The sequence below is a fragment of the Streptomyces purpureus genome (assembly GCF_014648195.1).
In the GTDB taxonomy this organism is placed as follows: Bacteria; Actinomycetota; Actinomycetes; order Streptomycetales; family Streptomycetaceae; genus Streptomyces; species Streptomyces purpureus.
The window spans coordinates 17,818-37,022 of sequence record NZ_BMQQ01000018.1 but is presented as its reverse complement, the minus strand read 5'-3'; the positions used below and the strand labels follow the sequence as shown (position 1 = coordinate 37,022).

Annotated in this window: 12 protein-coding genes and 5 pseudogenes; 7 read left to right on the top strand and 10 right to left on the bottom strand. The window is 71.6% G+C overall.

All coding sequences use genetic code 11. The features are described 5' to 3' along the window. Nucleotides 1-13: 13 nt before the first annotated feature. Both IEZ01_RS22075 and IEZ01_RS22070 read right to left on the bottom strand, forming a co-directional pair. A complete protein-coding gene (locus tag IEZ01_RS22075; protein WP_189203330.1) occupies nucleotides 14-1,867 on the bottom strand; it encodes a GTPase domain-containing protein in 1,854 nt (617 codons plus the stop codon). Further along, on the bottom strand, nucleotides 1,867-5,949 hold the full coding sequence (locus IEZ01_RS22070; protein WP_189203328.1) for a GTPase: 4,083 nt from the start codon (nucleotides 5,947-5,949) through the stop codon (nucleotides 1,867-1,869). Before IEZ01_RS22070 ends, IEZ01_RS22075 begins: the two co-directional genes overlap by 1 nt. A 1,017-nt stretch (nucleotides 5,950-6,966) precedes the next feature. Between IEZ01_RS22070 and IEZ01_RS22065 the strand changes: the two genes are divergently transcribed. Both IEZ01_RS22065 and IEZ01_RS35110 read left to right on the top strand, forming a co-directional pair. Further along, nucleotides 6,967-7,470, top strand: a complete 504-nt coding sequence (locus IEZ01_RS22065) for a GNAT family N-acetyltransferase (RefSeq protein WP_019891536.1) — start codon at nucleotides 6,967-6,969, stop codon at nucleotides 7,468-7,470. 284 nt (nucleotides 7,471-7,754) lie between these two features. Beyond that, nucleotides 7,755-8,978, top strand: a pseudogene (locus tag IEZ01_RS35110) (IS5 family transposase); the annotation flags it as partial. Between the two features lie 45 nt (nucleotides 8,979-9,023). On the opposite strand, the gene IEZ01_RS22055 reads toward IEZ01_RS35110, so the two are convergent. Next, nucleotides 9,024-10,064: a hypothetical protein gene (locus IEZ01_RS22055; protein ID WP_189203447.1), complete on the bottom strand. Its 1,041-nt coding sequence runs from the start codon at nucleotides 10,062-10,064 to the stop codon at nucleotides 9,024-9,026. A gap of 88 nt (nucleotides 10,065-10,152) precedes the next feature. Beyond that, nucleotides 10,153-10,545: a nuclear transport factor 2 family protein gene (locus IEZ01_RS22050; RefSeq protein ID WP_229833136.1), complete on the bottom strand. Its 393-nt coding sequence runs from the start codon at nucleotides 10,543-10,545 to the stop codon at nucleotides 10,153-10,155. An 87-nt stretch (nucleotides 10,546-10,632) separates the two neighbouring features. Here IEZ01_RS22050 and IEZ01_RS36075 point away from each other — a divergent pair. Beyond that, a pseudogene (locus IEZ01_RS36075) lies at nucleotides 10,633-11,420 on the top strand (MmyB family transcriptional regulator). Nucleotides 11,421-11,463: 43 nt separating this feature from the next. Here the strand turns inward: IEZ01_RS36075 and IEZ01_RS22040 are convergent. Beyond that, nucleotides 11,464-12,270 (bottom strand): NmrA family NAD(P)-binding protein, encoded by an 807-nt coding sequence (locus IEZ01_RS22040; RefSeq protein WP_028798285.1) that lies wholly within the window; start codon nucleotides 12,268-12,270, stop codon nucleotides 11,464-11,466. 157 nt (nucleotides 12,271-12,427) lie between these two features. Between IEZ01_RS22040 and IEZ01_RS22035 the strand changes: the two genes are divergently transcribed. Then, nucleotides 12,428-12,910 carry a hypothetical protein gene (locus tag IEZ01_RS22035; protein WP_189203317.1) on the top strand — a complete coding sequence of 161 codons (483 nt, stop codon included), beginning with the start codon at nucleotides 12,428-12,430 and terminating at the stop codon, nucleotides 12,908-12,910. A 45-nt stretch (nucleotides 12,911-12,955) separates the two neighbouring features. Here IEZ01_RS22035 and IEZ01_RS22030 read toward each other — a convergent pair whose 3' ends face one another. Then, nucleotides 12,956-14,194, bottom strand: a complete 1,239-nt coding sequence (locus IEZ01_RS22030; RefSeq protein WP_189203315.1) for a glycosyltransferase — start codon at nucleotides 14,192-14,194, stop codon at nucleotides 12,956-12,958. A 281-nt stretch (nucleotides 14,195-14,475) separates the two neighbouring features. On the opposite strand from IEZ01_RS22030, the gene IEZ01_RS22025 reads away from it, so the two are divergent. From IEZ01_RS22025 to IEZ01_RS22015, 3 genes and pseudogenes are all read left to right on the top strand, one after another. Then, complete coding sequence (locus IEZ01_RS22025) at nucleotides 14,476-14,916, top strand: DUF952 domain-containing protein (RefSeq protein WP_189203313.1); 441 nt, start codon at nucleotides 14,476-14,478, stop codon at nucleotides 14,914-14,916. Next, a complete protein-coding gene (locus IEZ01_RS22020; protein ID WP_189203311.1) occupies nucleotides 14,913-16,118 on the top strand; it encodes a cytochrome P450 in 1,206 nt (401 codons plus the stop codon). Before IEZ01_RS22025 ends, IEZ01_RS22020 begins: the two co-directional genes overlap by 4 nt. Before the next feature lie 16 nt (nucleotides 16,119-16,134). Beyond that, a pseudogene (locus IEZ01_RS22015) lies at nucleotides 16,135-16,827 on the top strand (type III polyketide synthase); the annotation flags it as partial. Here the strand turns inward: IEZ01_RS22015 and IEZ01_RS22010 are convergent. The 4 genes and pseudogenes from IEZ01_RS22010 to IEZ01_RS21995 all read right to left on the bottom strand — a co-directional run. After that, nucleotides 16,823-17,655, bottom strand: a pseudogene (locus IEZ01_RS22010) (IS30 family transposase); the annotation flags it as partial. The pseudogenes IEZ01_RS22015 and IEZ01_RS22010 sit on opposite strands and share 5 nt — an antisense overlap. Before the next feature lie 86 nt (nucleotides 17,656-17,741). Further along, nucleotides 17,742-18,050, bottom strand: a complete 309-nt coding sequence (locus IEZ01_RS22005; RefSeq protein ID WP_189203309.1) for a hypothetical protein — start codon at nucleotides 18,048-18,050, stop codon at nucleotides 17,742-17,744. A 5-nt stretch (nucleotides 18,051-18,055) separates the two neighbouring features. Then, nucleotides 18,056-18,976, bottom strand: coding sequence for an ATP-grasp domain-containing protein (locus IEZ01_RS22000; protein WP_189203307.1), 921 nt, complete (start codon nucleotides 18,974-18,976; stop codon nucleotides 18,056-18,058). After that, nucleotides 18,973-19,205 (bottom strand): annotated as a pseudogene (locus IEZ01_RS21995) (hypothetical protein); the annotation flags it as partial. The pseudogene IEZ01_RS21995 and the gene IEZ01_RS22000, both read right to left, overlap by 4 nt.

Sequence of the window (19,205 nt, the reverse complement as noted above, 5' to 3'; positions counted from 1 at the left end):
TCCTCCTCCGGTCCTACCCGCCCGTCCCAGCCGTGTGCGCGCGTGCCGGGGCCCGTTCCAGCAGGGTGGTCAGATCGGCTGCGCCGGCCTCCAGTTCCTTTCCGCGCGCGTCAAGGACGTCCGTCATCGTCCGCAGCGGCCGGGCCAGTTCTTCGAGACCGGTCCGGACGTCCGCGATCGCGGTGCTCCAGCCGAAGTCCGGGCGGTCCTCGCCGGCGCCGAGCACGCGGTCCACGACCGTGTCGGCTGTTTTGTCGAGCTTGCCGCGGAGTTCGCTGCGCCGCTCCGCCTCCCGGGCCTCCAGGCGGGCGCCCTCGATCTCACGGAAGAGGAGAGTGCCGAGTTCGAGCACGGACGGAAGCACCGCGTCCAAGATCTTCATTCGCTGGAGCGAGGCCCGCGCCTGCGCGACGTGCTTGGCGTCGGCGAACCCGACGCCGCTGCGGTAGTAGTAGCGGAGCTTGCGCCGCTGGTCAGCGAGACTCTCCACCTGTCCCAGTTCCGCCACGGCCTGGTCGAGTGACATGCCCAGTTTCTTCTCCAGGTGGCTCTGGTAGAGGCTGCGGACCACCCAGCGGACCTGACCGCGCAGCTCTTGCAGGACGAGGTCGAGGCTGCGCTCTGTCTTCGCCACGGCCTGCGGTGTGTGCGGGACCGGTGGGTCGGTGAGCGTGCCCACGAAGTGCTGGAAAGCCGTCGCGGCGGCGCGCTGGGCCCGGGCGGCCAGTTCGGTGTCCGTCTGCCGCACCAGGCGGTCGAGTTCCGCGCCCCAGCGGGTGGACCACCCGGCCAGGACCTTGCCGAGGCCGCCCTCCGCCTCGGCCCGGATCGCGGCTTCGTCCGCCCCGTGCAGGTTCTCGACCGCGGAGCTGAGCAATTCGTTGACGGAGGCCCGCAGTTCCGCGCGTGCGGTGGCGACGACGCCGTCCAGCTCCGTGGTGACGGCGGCGAGCTGGGCCAGTTCCCGGCGTGCCTCGTCGGCCGCGAGCCGGGTCTGCGTCCGCTCGTTTTCGGCCTCGTTCAGCGCCTGCGTCGCGACCCGGCTCCAGAGCCGCACCTCGGCGGCGGCGCGCAGCTCCGGGTGCCGGTCGACGAGGGCGGCCAGGTTCGCGCGGAGGCCGGCGATGCCGTCCCAGTCCCCGGTCGGCCCGTCGAACACGCCAAGACCGTAGGGGTCGGCGGCGACGAGGTGGACCGGCACGTGGTCCGGCGGCAGGCCGTCGTCCGCGCCGCGGGCCAGGAGCAGGGCCAGTTCATCGCGCTTACGGGCGCAGAGCCGCCGGTACGCGTCCGGATTGTCCTGCGGGTCGATGCCCGCCTCGTCCATCCGCCCCACGGCCAGCAGCAGTGCGCCCGCCGGGAAGAGCCGGGACGCCTTCGGCCCGAAGAGGGCACCGGTGGCGACGGCGCGGATGTGGTCCACGCCGGTGGTGGCCAGTTGGGGCGGGAGCACGACGAGCAGGGCGTCGGTGACGCCGAGCGCGTTGTCGGCGGCGGCCGCGTGCTCGGGGTGGCCGGCGGAGATGCCCGGGGTGTCGGCGTACTCGATCCCGGCGCTGGTCTCCCGGCCGACGACGAAGGTCTCGGGGCGGGCACCGATCGTCAGCCAGGACGGCACGGCCGTCCCGTCCTCCACCAGCAGGCGCTTGACCAGGCTCGTCTTGCCGGCGTCGTAGGGGCCGTAGACGGTCACCCGCACGGCCGTGCTGTCCCTGAACTCGTCCCAAAGGGCCGTGACCTCGTCCGTGACGCCCTTCCCGGCGACGGTGCGCACCGCGGCGCGGATCCGGTCGATCCACTCCCCGATGCCGCCGATTTCCGCCCCGTTGACGGACGAGGTCGCGGTCCCGCTCTCGTTCTCGCTCATCACTCCCCCTCTGTGTACTGCCGTACCGAGTGGCCGACGGGCTCGTGGCCCAGGTGGGCGAGCGCGTCGGCGATCACTTCCCGGATGGTGCCGATCCTGTCCCGCAGCGCGTCCGTGGTCCGGGTGTACACGGCCGCGCGGTCGTCGATCTCCTTGACGCGGGCGCTCAGTTCCTCGCAGTCGCCGTCGAGCCCGGACAGCAGGCCGGGTTCGTCCTCGGTTCCGTCCGTGATCACCTCGGCCCACCGGGCGCCGGACTCCCGCAGGGCCACCGACACCGCCAGCCGGCCCCGGGCCAGTTCCTGGTCCTCCTTCACATTGCGGACCAGGGTGTAGACGTCAACGGCGCTGCCGGCCACCTGCAGGACCATTCCCGCCCTCGCCATCAGCACCGCCCCGCGCGTGAGCGTGGCCGGCTCCAGGCTCCGGCCGAGCCACGTCGCCACCCGGGCGATCAACGGGCCGTCGGCGGCCTTCCCGATCAGCGCCCCCACCCTGCCGAACCCCCGGGCGGCTTTCCTGCGGCGCTCGCGGCGCGGGTGGCCGTTCAGAAGGCTGAGGTCCTCCACGGCGCCGGTCTGCGGGAAGGTCCGGGCGAACGCCTTGGATCCCAGGCGGCGGCGGAAGGAGTGGGCGGTGCGCCGCCGCCATACCGTGATCTCGTCGGCCGACTCGGCCCACCACTGCTCGACGACCGCCTGCAGGTCCGGGTCCTCCGTCCACCGGTCGAGGCGCTCGGCGAGCGCCTTGCGCTCCTCCGGGTTGCCGTTGCGCAGTGCCCGCCCCAGTCCGCGGTCGAGGAACTCGACCACCAGGTCGGTGAGGCGCGCGGCCCGTACCTGACGGATGGCAAGGCCTTCGCGGAGCCGGTCCACGACGTCCGCGCGCAGCCGGTCGAGCTGTTCGGCCCGTTCGCGTGCCACACGCTCCTCGGCCTCGGCGTTTCGCAGCACGGCGCCGAACCGCGCGAGTCCGCCGTGCAGTACGGACAAGTCGACGCCGTTCGCGTCCAGACTCGGCCGCAGTTCCTCCAGTGCCTCGGCAAGGACGTCCATGCCGTCCCAGTGGCGGTGCGGGTCGAAGTGTTCCCTGCGGCTGCCCTGGAAGCCGTAGGGGTCGGCGGACACGCACACGACGCGGTCCGGGTCGACCGGGGGCCGCCCGGAACCGGGCGGCGCCGTCCGGTCCAGGGCCTGCGCGAGTTCCATGCGCTTGCGGGCGCAGCGCAGGGCGAACTCCTCGGGTGCGTCGAACGGATCGGGGCCGATCTGGTCGGAGCGGTTGATGATCAGGACGGTCCGGTCGAGCTTCCCCTGCAGGTGCCGTTCCGGGTCCCCGTCGAGGACAAGGTCCAGGTCGTCGCGTTTGCCCACGACCAGGTTGGGCGGGAACAGGTAGAGGACGGCGGCGGCGTCCGGCACCGCGCTGTGCGCCGCCGCGTGGTGCGCCTTCCGTCCGCTCTGGAAGCCGGGGGTGTCGACGAACACAAGGCCATCGATCTCGTACGAGGTCGGCTCGGCGGTCTGCGGCATGGCGGCGACGGCGGGGAGTTCATCCGGGTCCGTCTCGGCGTCCACCAGCTGGCGCCGGATGAAGGAGGACTTGCCGGTGTTGTAGTCCCCGCACACCAGGACACGGGGCCGGGCGTCGGCCGCGAGCCTGCCGAGCTGTGCCAGCACCTCGTCTGTACCGACGTCGGCGGCGGCAGCGGCCTCGGCCGTTTCGGTGTCTTCGGCCGCCTCGGCCGCTTGGGCGTGGCCGTCGGAGCCGGCGGTGGTGCGCTCGCGCAGCCGGCGGCGGGTCTCCCGCAGCCAGCGCCGGCCGGATCCCGGGATCGGCACGGCGAACGGCCCGTCGGCCGCCCCTCGCGTCCACTCCAGGAATCCGGGCTGGGCGATGGACTGAGCCGGTTCGGACGGCCGCGTGGGTGCCTCTCCGGTGCCCGGCTTCGCCGCGCACCAGGACTCGCCGAGCCACAGGTGTGCGGCCGCCGCGTTCCCGGCGAGGCCGGTGGCGGCCTCGCACGCGAGGGCGGTCTCGCGCAGCACTGCCGCCGGATCCGCAGGGTCCGGCAGACCCGCGGCCGTATTCCGCAGCAGCTCCCGGCGGTGCCCAGCGGCCTCCGCGACGCGGCGCAGTTCGACACCCTGTCGCACGGCGGCGCCGACCCGTTCGGCAAAGGCCTGGCGGACCAGCTCGCCCGCCCGCTCGGCCGCCGCCGTACGAGCCCCCTCGAATGTCGCGGCCACGGCCTTGCGAGCGTCGGCGCGGGCGCGTGCCAGCGCCTCCTCCTGGCGCAGGCGGGCACGGCGGCGGCTCCAGCCGCTGAACGCCCGCCCGATCAGGCCGGCGGCCGCACCCGCGAGCAGGATGCCGCCGATGGTCCAGCCGACCGGGTTCCAGATGTTGGCGGCGACGAGGGCCGCCATGGCGGCGCTGCCGACGCCCGCCGCCGCACCGCCCACACCGGCGGCGATGCTCATGCCGCGAAGGACTCGCCCGGCCCGGCCCTCCACCCGGGCCCGCTCGGCCGCGACCGCGGCCAGGTCCGCAGCCGCGTCCTCGACGACCAGGCCGACCCGGCGCCGGAGGTGTGCGGCGCTCGCCTTCAGCGCCCCCCGCAGGGCGTCTTCGATCTCCGCGGTGTCGAAGACCCGCTCGGCGAACACATTGTCCGGCACCGCCTCGTTGCGCGCCATGGCCCGGTCGACGACGTCGTCGGCGCGCCGCTGGGCCGCGTCCCGCACCGGAGCCAGTGCCGCACGGATCGCGTGGTCGGCGTACCGCTCGAACTCCCCCGTCGGAGGTGCCTCGAAGCGCCCTCCGCGCATCCGCTCCAGCTCGGCGAGGGCGGCGCGCAGACCCCCGTCGTCCCGGCGCGGGTTCCGCTCCGGTCGGCCGCGTGCGGCACCGGATCCCGCCTCCGTGCCTGCCGTGCCTGATTCGTCCGCCGCGGGATCGGGGTCCGTGAAGGCCGACTCCGGTGAGCCCAGGACCGTCAGCATCCGTTCGATGCCGATCTCCGTCTGCTCGGCGAGCCGGAGGGCGGGCTCCTCAACGTGCACCCGGAGTCTGTGGTCCGCGTTCCGGCAGGCCCCGCCGATCTGGGACACCAGCGCGCCGAGCCGCAGACCGACCGCGTCCCGGCCGAGGGCCGTGGCGAGCAGGGATTCGAGGGCCGGCAGGTTCGACCAGTCGAGGAGGACGTCGATGGAACCCGCCTCGGCCCGGTGCTTCGAGAGGCTGTCGGCGTCGGGCCCCTGGTAGGGCAGGGCGGCGCGGGCGAACACCGCCCGCTTGGTGTTGAGGGCCACAACCGGGACGTCGTGCAGACCGATCCGGGCGAGTTCGTCTCGGATGTTCTCGGCGTGCTCGGCGACGGAGCGGGAGAGCCTGCGACGGATCTCCTGCCGCGGCACCCGGGTGGGGAAGCGCCACATCGAGCTGCGGTTGTTGAGGACGGCGACCACCGGCTTGCCGTAGCCGGCGATCCAGTCGGCCACCTTGGCGAACTCCCCCTCCTGCTGGCTCTGGCTGTCGAAGCAGAGGATCACCACATCCGCGGAGACCAGTGCCTCACGGGCGGTCTCCTCCAGCTCCGAGCGCGACTTCGTCCGCCCCCAGCCGTTGGTGCCCGGGGTGTCGACGACGCGGCAGCCGCGCCACTGGCCCGGAGCGACGCCGGTGGTCCAGTCGGACGCGCCGTCAGGAGAGATCGAGTCGCCGAAACCCTGGGTCAGCGCCTCGGTCAGGCTGCTCTTGCCCGTACCGGTGCGGCCGAACAGGACGAGGTTGAACGTCCCGAGTTCGTCACCGAGCCGTCGCTTCGTCAGCTCCTCCAATTCGCGGACGACGGCCCGCACTACGTCGTCGGCGTACGCGCGGAGCGCGTCGGAGCCGGGCGGGGACGACGCGCCGGAGGCGGGCGGCGCCGACCCGGCCGACCCGGCGGACAGTTCGTGCCCGACCCCCTGCATGAGCCCACCGACGAGCCCGTTGATCTCGCGTTGCAGATCCGCCGCGACCGGACGGCTCCGTTGGATCGCCTCCGCGACAGCGCGCTCAAGATTTTCCGCCCCCACCAGAGCCTCCCCCGCTCCGTCCCCGCCCGTCGCCCTGCCGAAGGCCGGGCAACGGGGGGCAATCGTGGCAGAAGAATGACCCTCCCGGGAGGCTTTTTCAACATATGCGCGAGCTGGTGGACACGCCCGCGTTCTGAGGTTGCGCCTGGTTTGGTCAGTGGCGGCGACACGGTTTCGCGTCGCCGTCGTTGTCGTGCTTTCCGCGGGCGCCATGCGAGCCGTGCCGCCCCGCCCCGCCGGACTGCGTCCGGCGGCGGAGCAAGCGGGGTTCGCGCTGCTCGCCCTACGCTGATCGTGCTGGTAGGCAGCTTTCTGCCCGATCTATGGTCGAGGCGCCCGGAGCGACGGCGCGATGCACGCCTCCTGGCCTTCCGCATCCTCCGCCTCCTCGAACGGCGGAGGTGAGCATGGCTACTGCGGTTTTCGGCCTAGGGTGACGGTGATCTCGCTGATGGGTGTATCCCTGTGTCAGGCGGTATAGCGATGGAGGTGGCCTGACCGCGAAGCAGCGGGCGGTGCCACCACCCGCAGTTGGGGACAGACGACCTGTGAGCGCGTCTGAACCGTGCTCCAGCGGTTCCTCGATGACACGACGTACCCCGCGACGAGAGACAGAACGTCGGGCCGGATGACGATGGCCTCCACGACGGACCGCCCCACCCGCCAGGTGCCGGCCTGCGTGATCTGCCGCGCGGACACCGGCCTCGGCATCCTCGACTGACCTGGCGTGTGGCCGTGTACTCATCGGTGCAGCAGCCCGACGGTGAGGGCCGCATGCATCTGGCAACGAGGGCCGCCGGGCGGCCCGCGGGAAGTGGCAGGCGAGTGGCTGGCATGCGATGTCGGTGCAGCGGAGGACACTTAGAAGCCGCTGCCATACCGATCATGGAGTCTGTCGATCGAACGGGAGCCTCGATCGGGTGATCGCGGGGCCTGCCCGGCATGAGAGCAGTGCCTGGCGGTATAAGGGGAAAATCCAGGGGAGCGGACGGCCGCGCGCTGCTACGGTCGGGCGCCATGAGCTGGCTTCCCGATGACTTCGTCCACCCCGTCCTGGTACCCCTGCCGGGCGGTGGCCATCACCTGCGGCCGATTCGGGAGGCGGACACCCCGCTCGACTATCCGGCTGTGATGGGTTCGCGCGAGCGGCTGTGGACCATCTTCGGCCCGGCCTGGGGCTGGCCCGCGGGCACCATGACCTACGAGGCCGACCAGGCCGACCTGTTGCGGCACGAGAAGGAGATCGCCGCGCACCAGTCCTTCAACTACGCGCTGTTCGACGCGGCGGAGACAGCTCTGCTCGGCTGTGTCTACATCGACCCGCCGGAGAGGGCCGGCGCGGACGGCGAGATCTCCTGGTGGGTGGTGGACGAGCTGGTGGGCAGCAAGGTCGAGCAGGCCCTCGACGCGCTGGTGCCGCAGTGGATCGCCGCCGACTGGCCGTTCGAGCAGCCGCGCTTCCTCGGCCGCGAGATCTCCTGGTCGGACTGGCTCGCCCTGCCGCAGCATCCCGACACGTAAGTGGTTGTTACCCGTACCGATCTCGAAGGCTGTCGATCGAACGGGAGCCTCGATCGGGTGACTGCGGCGGTTTCCGCGCGTGAAAGCAGGGCCTTCTGGTAGCTCGGGGTGCGATCCCATTCCGAGTGGTTCCCGGAGGCCCTGGTGTCTTTGTTGTACGTGCCCGGGCACGTTGACTTCAACTCGCCCACCGTGTCGTGCGATTGCCTCGCGCATGCGTACGGCAACGCGGCCGACCATCCGGACCGGGAACGCCGGTATCCCTCCGACATGACGGACACGGAATGGGCGGCCGTCCGGCCGTTGCTGCCGGTGCCGGCCTGGCTGAAGGGCCGGGTGGACGGCCCGAGGGCTACTGCCACCGGCAGCTGTTGGACACGATCCGCTACCTGGTCGCGGGCGGGATCTCGTGGCGGGCGATGCCCGCGGACTTCCCTGATTGGGGCCGGGTCTACGCCTTCTTCCGCCGCCGGCGCGAGCACGGGCTGATCGCCGAGGTCCACGACCGGCTGCGCGGGACGGTCCGTGAGCGCGAGGGCCGCGAGGCCGAGCCCACGGCGGGGATCATCGACGCGCAGTCAGTGAAGGCCGCGGCCTCGGTGCCGGCCGTCTCACGCGGCTGCGAAGGCGGCGGGAAGAAGGTGCCGGGCCGCAAGCGGCACATCGTGACCGACACCCTCGGCCTGCTCCTGGCCGTCGCGGTCACGGCTGCGAACATCGGCGCCCGGGACGCCGCGGCGGGCCTGCTGATCCGGCTGCGCCGTCTGCACCGCGACATCACCCTCGTGTGGGCCGACGGCGGCTACACCGGCTCCCTCGTCGGCTGGTGCCGGGACCAACTCGCCCTGACCTTGGAGATCGTCAAGCGCACCGACGACATGGCTGGGTTCGTGGTGCTGCCGAGGCGGTGGGTGGCAGAGCGCACGTTCGCGTGGCTGATGAACTCCCGCCGCCTGGCCCGGGACTACGAGACCCTGCCCGCCACCAGCGAAGCGAGGATCCGGTGGTCTGTGGTCACGCGTTCGAGCCCTTTCTCCGCCTGGCGTCTCGCCTGGGGCCTGGCCGGCGTGGCCGGCGTCGGCCTCGTGGTGATCGGACCGGAAGCGGCGCTCGACGTCGTCGGGGTCGCGGCCGGGCTCGGCAGCGCGGCCACGATGGCGCTCGGGGTGACGCTCACCAAGCGCTGGGGGCGTCCGGCCGGTGCCGGTCCCGCGGCCTTCGCCGGCTGGCAACTCACCGCGGGGGCCTGTTCCTGCTGCCTCTCACCTTCCCTGTCAAGGGGGCGCCGCCCGTCGTGGACCTTCCCGCCTGCGCTCGGCTACCTCTGGCTCGGTCTGGTCGGCGGGCTGCTCGCCTTCGTGCCGTGGTTCCGCGGCCTGACCACGTTGCCCGTCACCTCCGTCGCGGTTCTCGTCCTGCTTTCGCCGCTGGTCGCCGCGGTTCTCGGCGCGGCCCTGCTCGGCCAGACCCTGGGGCCGGTCCAGCTGCTCGGATTCGCGCTCTCGCTCGCGGCGATCGTCGCGGGGCAGCTGCCCGCGCCGGCCAGGAAGGTCTCAGCAGACCGGACGGGTGCGCAGCCAGTAGGAACGGGATGCCGTCAGCAGCGCGAGGCCGTACACGGCGAAGCCCACGTGGCCCACCCAGCCCATGAGCAGGGCGTCCTGCAACGTGGGAGAGTCGCCGAGCCGCATGGAGGCGGCGCCCATCGACACCAGGGCCAGGTAGCCGACGCCCCCGAGGCCGTAAGGCACCAGGGTCGTGGCCCCGATCAGCGCGGGAGCCAGCGGCAGCCAGCGCGGCACGCTCCGGCCGCTCAGGCCGAGGGTCCAGCGGGGGAAGACCTGACCCCAGGGGCGGATCAGTCCGAAGAGCAGGAAGATCCCCAGCGCGGCGAGCAGTACGGTCCCGTCCACGCCCCACGATTCGAGCGTGAGCCACACCCCTGAGGCTCCGTTGCGTTCCGAGATCCGCAGCAGCTCCGCCCCGCTGATCCCGGCGAACGTCCCGCCCAGGGCCCAGACCATCTTCATCCCTATGTACGGGACGAAGGCGAGGATCCCGCCGTAGGCGACCAGGCGCACACGGCGGGGAGCGTGGGACGGATGAGGCCTGACGACCGCTGTGTGCACCGTGCCGCACCGGGCGCAGATCGCGGGCCGTCGCGCGTGGCTCGTGGCGGCGAGGAGAACGGCGCCCAGCAGTCCCAGCGTGTGCAGCACCGCGGCGGCGACATTGTCGACACCGTGCGCGAACAACAGCCCGACCACATCCATCAGCAGGCTGAACCCCGTCACCGTCGACAGGGCGCAGGCCGCCCACAGCAGTCCCCGTACGGTACGTCCCTCGTGCCCCCGCACGGCGGCCGCGGCCGACACTCCGCCCAGTACGGCCACCCCCGCCGCGAACCAGGCCAGGCCCACCGGCGGCTGGTCGCCACCGACGGTCGTACCCGACGTACCAGCCCATACGCAGGCCAGAGCGACGATGCTCTGCACCACCGCCCAGCCCAGCGCGGCCCCTCCCGCGATCCGTGGCTGTCTGCCCCAACGGTGCTGCCAGGGAATGGTCGTCGGCGCCTGTTTCACTTCGCTCATGGCATGAGCGTCACATCGCCCGGTGTGCGGCACGTCGACCGCCGGGACGATCCCTCTCCCCCGGAGGGGTGAGAGCCCGCGACGTGTGTCAGGGCCGCGCGTCCGCCGCCGGGGGGACCGGCTCCCACCACACCACATGGGAGGCCGCCTCGGTGACCGGCTCGATGATCTCCCACCCCTCGGCGATCAGCCCGTCCTCCAGCCTCCAGATGTCGACGCCCGCGATCCCCGGCCCGGCCCCGGGTATCCAGCGCCGCGAGTGCATCACGACGTGATCGCCATCGGCCAGTACGTGATGAATCTCGACCCGCAGGTCGGCGATCGGCACCGCGCGTACGGCGGCGAGCCACTCCGTCTTGGACGACGAGCTCGCATCCGGCCGTGATGAACGAAGTCGTCCCTCAGGAGCGGCGCGAGCGTCGCCCCTCCCGATCAGCTTCGACAGCGCCTTTTCTACGAGGGTTTCGTTCTCCGTGGTCATGAAGGCAGTGTGTTGGGGGCAGGGAGGGTTGTCGATGAACTGGCATTTCATGGCGTGCGGCGCCACAGGGACGTAGCCTCGGTGATCATGCGGACGGTCGGGGAGTTGTTGCGGCAGTGGCGGCGGCGTCGGCGACTCAGCCAGCTTGATCTCGCGATCGCCGCCGAGGTCTCAGCCCGTCACGTCAGTCCCATCGAGACCGGCAAGACCCGTCCGAGCGCCGACATAGTCCTCCGGCTCGCGGATCAGCTCGATGTGCCTCTGCGTGATCGCAACCAGCTGCTGCTCGCGGCCGGCTTCGCGCCCGGTACGCCGAGCGCCCGCTTGACGGCGATGCGCTGTCGGCGGCCCGGGACGCACTCGGGAGGGTGCTACGCGCGCATGAGCCGTACCCGGCGCTGGTCATCGACCGTCGATGGAACATCGTGATGACCAATCGCGCCGTCGACCCGTTCTTCGCCCACGTCGCCCCCGACCTGCCGCGGCCCCCGGTCAACCTGCTGCGGCTTGGGCTGGACCCGCGCGGGCTCGCTCCGCCTGTCGTCAACCTGGCCGATGTACGGGCGGTGTTCCGCGCCCGCATCACGCGTCAGCTGGTCAAAGCCACCGACCCCGAACTCGCGGCGCTCTGCGAGGAATTACTGACGGCCGATCCCGATCCGGAGAACACGACGAGCCTGTCGATCGCATCGGACATCGTGCTCCCGATGGTCATTCGCCTCAGGGGACGCGAGCCGCGGCTGTTCTCGACCATCACCACGTTCCGGACGCCGATGGACATCACCCTGGACGAGGTCGCGATCGAGTCCTGCTACCCGGCGGACGCGGAGAGCGCCGCGTACTTCGCTCCACCGGGTTCGGATTCCCGCCGATGATCCGTCCCTGGGCAGTCGTACGGGCGCCAGCCCGCGCCGGCCGCTAGAAGCGTTCGGCGTGCTCGGCCACCCACTGCGCGAACGTACGCGCCGGACGGCCGGTCACCTGCTCGACGGTCTCGACCACGGTCGTCGAATCATCGGTCGGGGCGGCGTACCAGCCGACGACATAGTCGGCGTCCGGCCGCGAGACGCCGGTGGCCATCAGCCTCTCGACGGCCTGTTCGTGCGTGATCGGGGCGAAGGCGATGTCACGGCCCACCGCCCGGGAGAGGATCTCGATCCGCTCACTCGGTGTCAGCGCTTGCGGACCGGTGAGGTTGTAGGCACGCCCCGCATGACCGTCGTCGAGCAGCGCGGCCGCCGCCACTGCCGCGATGTCGGCCTCGTGGACGAGCGCGCTGGGAAAGTCGTACGGCTCGCGGACGACGCCCTCGGCGCGAATCGATTCGGCCCAGAACAGTGTGTTGGACATGAACTCCTGCGGCTCCAGCCGCGTCCATTCCACCCCCGAGTCCGCCACGGCCGTCTCGACCGGTCCGACCCAGCCGCCCCAGAGTACGGTGATGCGCTGAACACCCGCGTCAACCGCCCGCCGCACCAACTCGGGCCCGGTGTCGGCGAGTCCGGCCGTCACGGTGATGTGCATACGGGTGATTCCATCGAGGGCCGCGTCCAACGTCTCCGGTTGCGTGTGCGTGCCGGCCACCAGCTCCACCTCGCCCGGGAACTTCTCCGCGGCCGCAGCCGGGTTCCGCGTCAGTGCCCGTACGCGCTCTCCTCGGCGGACCAGCTCCGCCACCACATGCCGGCCGGTGTTTCCCGTGGCACCCGTAACCAATGTCGTCACGTCGAGTTCCTTTCGTCGCTGACGACGCTAAGAGCTCAACCGCGCTTGAGGTCAAGGGACTTCTTACGGAGGACCCTCCGCGAGCCGTGACGTTTCTGTTGCCGGAACTATGGGCTCCGTCACAGTCGGCATCATGCGGCCCTGATGGACTCGTTCGATGGCGTTCCTGCTGCTGTTCCTCGTACCGGCCGGACTCGTGGCGACACTCTGGCTCGCGGGCTACGGCTTCGGCTCACTCGGCCGGTACGGTCTCCGACACGCCGGCCGTGAGGTGTGGCTGCGCAGCGTCGCCGCGCTCCTTGGTGCCGTCGCGGCCGCCATGTACACGTGGGGGCTGCTGCATGTCACCTGGGCGGTCATGGAGGCGGAGGACGGCGGAACCAATTCGGCACCGATCCGGCCGTGCCGCACGGCGGGCTGGCAGGACCGTACGACGGCCAGCATGATCAGCGATTACACGGTGAGCTTCCTGCCTCTGCGGTTCGTCTGCCGGACGAACGACGGTGGACGCCATGCCACCGACACCGTCCCCGGCCATGTGAACCCGTCCGTGCTGACCTTCGCCATGGGCGCCGCCGTATGCGTCGGCGTCGCGGCCCTCGGGTCGGAGCGCCGGATCAGGAAGAACGCCGCCGACTGACCACCGCCCCAGGCCGGCCGCCCTGCCACGACGGCCTCGCGCGGTTCACGCGGACACCGGCGTCCCTTCCTGGCCGGCGGCGCCGAGCAGCAGCGTCGCGGCCACTGTCACCCCATCGGTGCGGATCGTGCCGGACACGGCGGTCGCTCGCGCGCGGGTCTCGGGCGTCAGGGCCGCCTTGAGCGCGGCCGAGAGCGACTGGGCGGTCGGCATCGGTCCTTCGTGCTCCGCGCCGATGCCCAGATCCGCCACCCGGCCGGCCCAGTACGGCTGGTCCGCCCCCTGGGGTACCACCACCTGAGGCGCGCCGGCGCAGGTGGCCGTTGCCGTCGTGCCCGCGCTGCCGTGGTGGACGACGGCGGCCGCCCGGCGGAACAGTGCCTGCTGGTTGACCTCGCCGACGACGAAGCAGTCGTCCTGGTCGTCGATCAGGGCCAGATCGGCCCAGCCGCGGGAGACGACCACGCGGCGGCCGTGCGCGCGGACCGCCTCGACGGCCACCCGGGCGACGCCCTCCGGGGCGCTCATCGGCGTGCTGCCGAAGCCCACGTACACCGGTGCTGTCCCGGCGTCCAGGAACGCCGCCAACTCGGCCGGCAGCGGGCGCTCGTCGGGCAGGATCCACGCACCGGTCTGCACCACGTCGAGGTCCGTCGGCTGCCACGGGGACAGGACCGGGTCCGTGGCCAGCCACGGCTGGTCGGTGAAGGCGTAGTCGCGGACGCTGCCCACCGGTGGCAGCCCGGCCGACGCCCGCTGGGCGTTGAGCTCCTCGCCGAACATCGTGTTCGCGATCTGGGCGTCCAGGTCCCACAGCGCCCGATTGTCGGTCGCCCCTGGGGGCAGCGGCTGTCCCCGCCGCGCGGGCGGCCTACGGTACGGCGACGGCAGGCTGACCGGCTGGTGGCTCACGTGCACGTAGCGGATGCCCAGTTTGTCGGCCACCGACCGCGCGGCCGCCGTGGCCGGCAGCGGGCCGGTCGCCACCAGCGCATCACCTCCCTCGGCCGCCGCGGCGACCGTGTCGAACTGCGCGGCCATCAAGTCGGCCGCCCGCTGCGCCAGTCCCGCGGCCGACCCCGGCGTCACCGTGGTCACTACCGGGCGCACCGGCGCGCCGGTCGGCACCATCTCCACGCCGAGCTCGGCCAGCCGCTCCGCGAACTCCTTGTCCGGCGGGGCGCACACCCGCACCTCCGCGCCGAGTTCCCGCAGCCGCACCGCGAGTCCCGCTATCGGTTCGACGCTTCCGCGCGCCCCGTACGTCGAGAACACCACTCGCATGTCGCCACTCCCCGTTTCCGTGATCTTCGGCTGAGGTGCGTGATTCTGCGGCATGGCCCGGGCCTTGCCGCAAGCGCCCCTGTGAGCTATATCTTGATCAGGGAAAAGGGGTGAGCACTCCCCATTTCCTCTGCGATCCGCAGTGGGCGGACAACCTCCCCATCACCCGTATGGATGACTCGGCGTATTTTCCCTGCGCGGCGGCCGTAGCGCCCCGGGTCGATCACGAGCAGGTCGGAGGCTCTCCGCGTGTCGCCGGATGTCTGGCACGGGAGTTGGGCGTGTCCGGCGCCGTGATCACGAGCGGCTATAACAGCTCGGTGATCTTCCACATCGCCCCTCTCGGCGCCTGGCTCGCCGACCCCGATCGGCCCTACACCCCACCTTCAACGCCCCGCGACGGCACGGTCCACTGCCTCTGCGCGCCTGAGGCGGTCCTCGCCGCAGCCGGCCGTTTCCACCGGGAGACCCCGGGACCGCTCGTCGCCCTCGTCATCGACGAGAGCCTGCTCGGCGCGGCGGTCGACCGGGTTCCCCCGGCGTCCGGTTCGCCGCTCGCGGGGCAGCCGGGCGCCCGGCTCACGCGGATTCACGGGCCGGTCGACCATGACGCGGTGACCGCCCTGCTGGAGATCGTGCGCGACGAGCACGGCAGGGCGTCGCACCTCACCCCGATGCCCGACCGGGACGGCTGCCCGAGCACGGAAGGAGCGCCGCGATGACCGCCGCGGAGACCGTGCCGACGTGCCCGTTCCGCCATGACGACGCCCTGGAGCCCGATCCGTTCATGGCCCGGATGCGGGCCGAGGCTCCCGTCGCCCGTGTGCGTATGCCGTACGGGGAGGGGGACTGCTGGCTGGTGACCGGCTACCGCGAGGTGCAGGTGGTGACCTCCGACCGCCGGTTCAGCAGGGCCGCGCTCGTCGGCCGGGACTTCCCCCGGATCACCCCGGCGCCCATCGCCCAGAGCGGGTCCATCAACCTGATGGACCCGCCTGCTCTCAACCGCGTCCGCAAGCTCGTCATCAGGGCCTTCACCACCCCGCGGGTCGAGGCCCTGCGGCCATGGACGCAGCGGACCGTCGACGCCTTGCTCGACACGATGGCCGCGGCCGACTCCCCCGATGTCGCCGCCCATCTGGCCGAAGAACTGCCCTTAATGACGATCTGTCAGCTCATGGACATCCCCGAGCGGGACCGCCCCCAGTTGCGCGCATGGGCGATGTCGATGATGTCGATGAGCGCCGCGGACCGTACGGCCGCGGTCGCCGCCAAGGCGGGCCTGCGGGGCTACTTCGACGAGCTCACCCGTGAGCGGCGCCGTAACCCCGGCGAGGACCTGGTCAGTTCGCTCGCCACCGCGCGCGTGGGCGAGGAGATGCTGGGCGAAGCGGAACTGGCCGTGCTGGCCATGCTCCTGGTCGTCACGGGGCACGACACCACCACGTACGACATCAGCAACGTCGCCTATACGCTCCTCACGCACCCCGAGCACCTCGCCCAACTCAGGGAGCGGCCTCAGCCTTTACCCCAAGCCCTTGAGGAACTGCTGCGGTTCATCCCCTTCCGCCAGGGCGTCGGCATTCCGCGCGTCGCCCTGGCGGACGTCGAGCTGGGCGGCGTACGCATCAAGGCCGGTGACACCGTCCATGTCTCCTACCTGACCGCGAACCGCGACGGTCTCGTCTACGACCGGCCCGACACCCTCGACTTCGAACGGCAGGACCCCGCCGGACACATGGCGTTCGGCTACGGCAGTCATCACTGCCTCGGCTCACATCTGGCGCGCATGGTGCTCCAGGTGGCCATCGGGACGCTGTTGAAGCGTTTCCCCACGCTACGGCTGGCCGTGCCGGCCGAGGAGATCCAGTGGAACACAGTGTCCATCTGGCGCTATCCGCTCGCTCTGCCCGTCGCCTGGTAAGGAACCCGCAATCCCCGTGGCCACCCTCTGCCGCCCCGCCATCAGCGTCCCCGAACACGTCATCACGCTGGACCAGACCCTCGAACTGGCCCGCCGCCTGCACGCCGGGCACCCGCAACTCGCTCTCGCCCTCCGGCTGATCGCCAACACCGGCGTCCGGACCCGTCATCTCGTCCAGCCCGTCGAGGCCACCCTCGACCACCCCGGGTTCACCGCCCGCAACGCGCTCTACGAGGCCGAGGCCAAGGCGCGGGTCCCCGAAACCGTACGGCGGGCGCTGGAGCACGCCGGGCTCGGTCCGGAAGACATCGACATGATCGTCTACGTCTCCTGCACCGGCTTCATGATGCCGTCCCTGACAGCCTGGCTCATCAACACCATGGGTTTCCGCCCGCAGACCCGGCAGCTGCCGATCGCCCAGCTCGGCTGCGCGGCCGGCGGCGCGGCCGTGAACCGCGCCCACGACTTCTGCACCGCCTACCCGCAGGGCAACGTACTGATCGTGTCGTGCGAGTTCTGCTCCCTCTGCTACCAGCCCACCGACCTCGCCGTCGGCAACCTGCTGTCGAACGGTCTCTTTGGGGACGCCGTCGCCGCCGCGGTCGTACGGGGCGAAGGCGGCCGGGGTGTGCGACTGGAGCACAACGGCTCCCACCTGGTCCCCGGCACCGAGGGCTGGATCTCCTACGCGGTCCGCGACACGGGCTTCCCCGTTCGACGAGCGTGCCGATGGCGGAGGCTCCGTCCTTGCCGCTGATCAGGTCGCCCTCCCAGTGGCCGGGTACCGCCCGGTCATCCGCCTCGGCAGGTCGGTCGCTGATCATGACCATCGGTTCGCGGAAGCGGGGCTGACGTTGCTGGGCCTGACGGCGGGGCTTGCGGCGGGCCCGGCCGGTGCGGAGGGCCTTCGCCAGGTCCCGGCGCAGTTCTCCCAGGCCCTGGACATAGAGGGCCTGGTAGATCGTCTCGTGGTCCACGTGCATCTCCGGCCGGTCGGGAAAGTCCTGGTGCAGGTGCTGGACGATCTGTTCCGGACTCCAGCGCCTGCCCAGACGCTCCTGTATGTAGTCCCGCAGCTCCGGGTTCTGGGCAATCTTCCCGGCCTTGGGGCGGGGCCGGCGCGAGTCGGCGCGGGCCTCGGCGGCATGAGGCCGGTACTGGCCGTTGATGGGGTGGCGGTTGCGGCGTATCTCGCGGCTGATCGTCGATGGGCTGCGGCCCAGGTCCGCGGCGATCCTCCGGACCGGCGCCTTCGCCCACACCTGGTCGGCGATGTAGAGACGCTCCTCCAGCGTCAGGTGCCGAGACGCGGAAGAGGCCCGCTCAGCCCGCACTCTGTGTGCGGGCTGAGCGTGTCTCTTCTTCGTTGCGTTGGTGCCGTTGCGCCAGCGCTTGCCGGTACGCCGGTTGAAGCCGACGATCCGGCACGCTCCCGACTGCTCACGCCTTGATCCATGAGCCGGAAGTATTCCGCCCGCTCACGGTCGAGCTTCTTCCGTCCCTGAGTTTTGCGGATCTTACGGATCTCGAAGGCCATCGCGTCCCCGAAGGTCGGGTATTGCGATGACCGCTAGAACCTAAGGGGCGCCAGGACGGCGTGGCGTTCCCGTGGGCGGCGGTGGGTCAGGTCCGCTCGACGTGGAAGTCGGCGGGGTCCGGATGCGGCTCCGCCAGGATGTCGCCCGAGGAGCCGAGCTTCGCTCGCAGCCTGAGGACGGCTCCCAGGGGTACGCCCTGGAGGAGCTCCCGCCGGATTCCGAGGCTGATCCGCTCCGTGGTCAGGTTGGTCGAGATCAGGTCCGCCATGCCCGCCACGGGCGCGGTGGTCAGCACCTCGGCGGTGGCCAGCTCCCAGTCCGCCAGCCGGGGGTGAGCGGTGCGGGTGAGGAGCCGGAGCGTCAGGGCGGTGAGGTTCTCGACGGGCGGGCCCATGACGCTCAGGCCCCTGCCGGGATGGCGGCTCGCTCGCCGTCGAGGAGGTCGACGAGTGTCCTGGCGATCGGCAGGCCGGTGTGCGCCTCGTAGTAGCTGTAGGCAGGCATGGGGTTGACCTCGAAGCACACCCACTCGCCGTCCGGTGTGCACCGCAGGTCGATGCCCGCGAGCGGCAGGTCGAGGGAGCGTGCCAGGTCCACGCAGCGGCGGGCCGTGTCCGGGGGGAGGTCGAGCGGGGTCAGCCTGGCGGCGTCCTTGCCCTGGTCGTGGGCGTAGCGGTAGTCGATGGCGTCGCAGTCGACGGCCGCGGCGTACGGGTGCTCGCCGACGACGTGGACGCGTACGTCCCGGCCAGGCACGTACGCCTGGAACTGGGTCGGCAGTCCCCGGACGAGGTGGACCCGGCTCTCGTCGGCCGCGGTGAACTCCCTGACGATGGAGCGGATGCCGCTCACGGACTTGTACACGATCCGACCGTGGCGGACTCGAAAGTCGGAGACCTCCTCGGGGTCGTCGGTGACCAGCGTCTCGGGTACGGCGAATCCCGCACGGGCGATGAGCTGTGCCTGGTAGGGCTTGGAGGAGTTGGACTCCATGGCGCGGGGCCGGTTCACCACGAAGGCCTCGGTGGTGTCCAGCCACGCGACGAACCACTCCTGGAACGCCGCCGCCCGCGCCCGCGCGGCGAGGTCCCCGCCAACGGGCGGCTCCAGCGGGCGGGCGTAGACGGCGGACACCTCGGCGAGCGGGAGTCTCATCCCTTCGATGGTCAGCACGCCGTCCAGCGCACCGGTGCCGGTGACGAGGTCGTAGCGGGCCAGGCGGGCCTGATCGACGACCAGGTGGTCGAGGTCGGCGTCCCCTGCGGCGTCGACGGCGCGGGTGAGGGGAGGGTCGTCCGTACGGCCGTAGAAAAGGATCACGCCTGCCTCCTGGTCGGCTGTTCGGCGAGGGCGACCAGCAGCGCGGCGGTGGCGGCGACATGCCGGTCGTCGTCCAGCGGCGGGCACAGGTTCACATCCGTCACCACGGGGCCGCCCGGCCCGGGAGCGAGCCGGAGCTCGAAGAGCGGCGTGCCCAGTTCACCGGCGAGACGACGACAGTGCGCCGCGTAGCCGGTGTGGCCACCGATGATGTGATCGCCCGCGCGGA

Excerpts from the sequence above, each read along its gene's own strand:
- IEZ01_RS22075 (WP_189203330.1), bottom strand. The coding sequence starts at position 1,867 with ATGAGCGAGAACGAGAGCGGGACCGCGACCTCGTCCGTCAACGGGGCG.
- IEZ01_RS22065 (WP_019891536.1), top strand. The coding sequence starts at position 6,967 with ATGAGCTGGCTTCCCGATGACTTCGTCCACCCCGTCCTGGTACCCCTG.
- IEZ01_RS22055 (WP_189203447.1), bottom strand. The coding sequence starts at position 10,064 with ATGAGCGAAGTGAAACAGGCGCCGACGACCATTCCCTGGCAGCACCGT.
- IEZ01_RS22050 (WP_229833136.1), bottom strand. The coding sequence starts at position 10,545 with ATGACCACGGAGAACGAAACCCTCGTAGAAAAGGCGCTGTCGAAGCTG.
- IEZ01_RS22035 (WP_189203317.1), top strand. The coding sequence starts at position 12,428 with ATGGCGTTCCTGCTGCTGTTCCTCGTACCGGCCGGACTCGTGGCGACA.
- IEZ01_RS22030 (WP_189203315.1), bottom strand. The coding sequence starts at position 14,194 with ATGCGAGTGGTGTTCTCGACGTACGGGGCGCGCGGAAGCGTCGAACCG.
- IEZ01_RS22020 (WP_189203311.1), top strand. The coding sequence starts at position 14,913 with ATGACCGCCGCGGAGACCGTGCCGACGTGCCCGTTCCGCCATGACGAC.
- IEZ01_RS22005 (WP_189203309.1), bottom strand. The coding sequence starts at position 18,050 with ATGGGCCCGCCCGTCGAGAACCTCACCGCCCTGACGCTCCGGCTCCTC.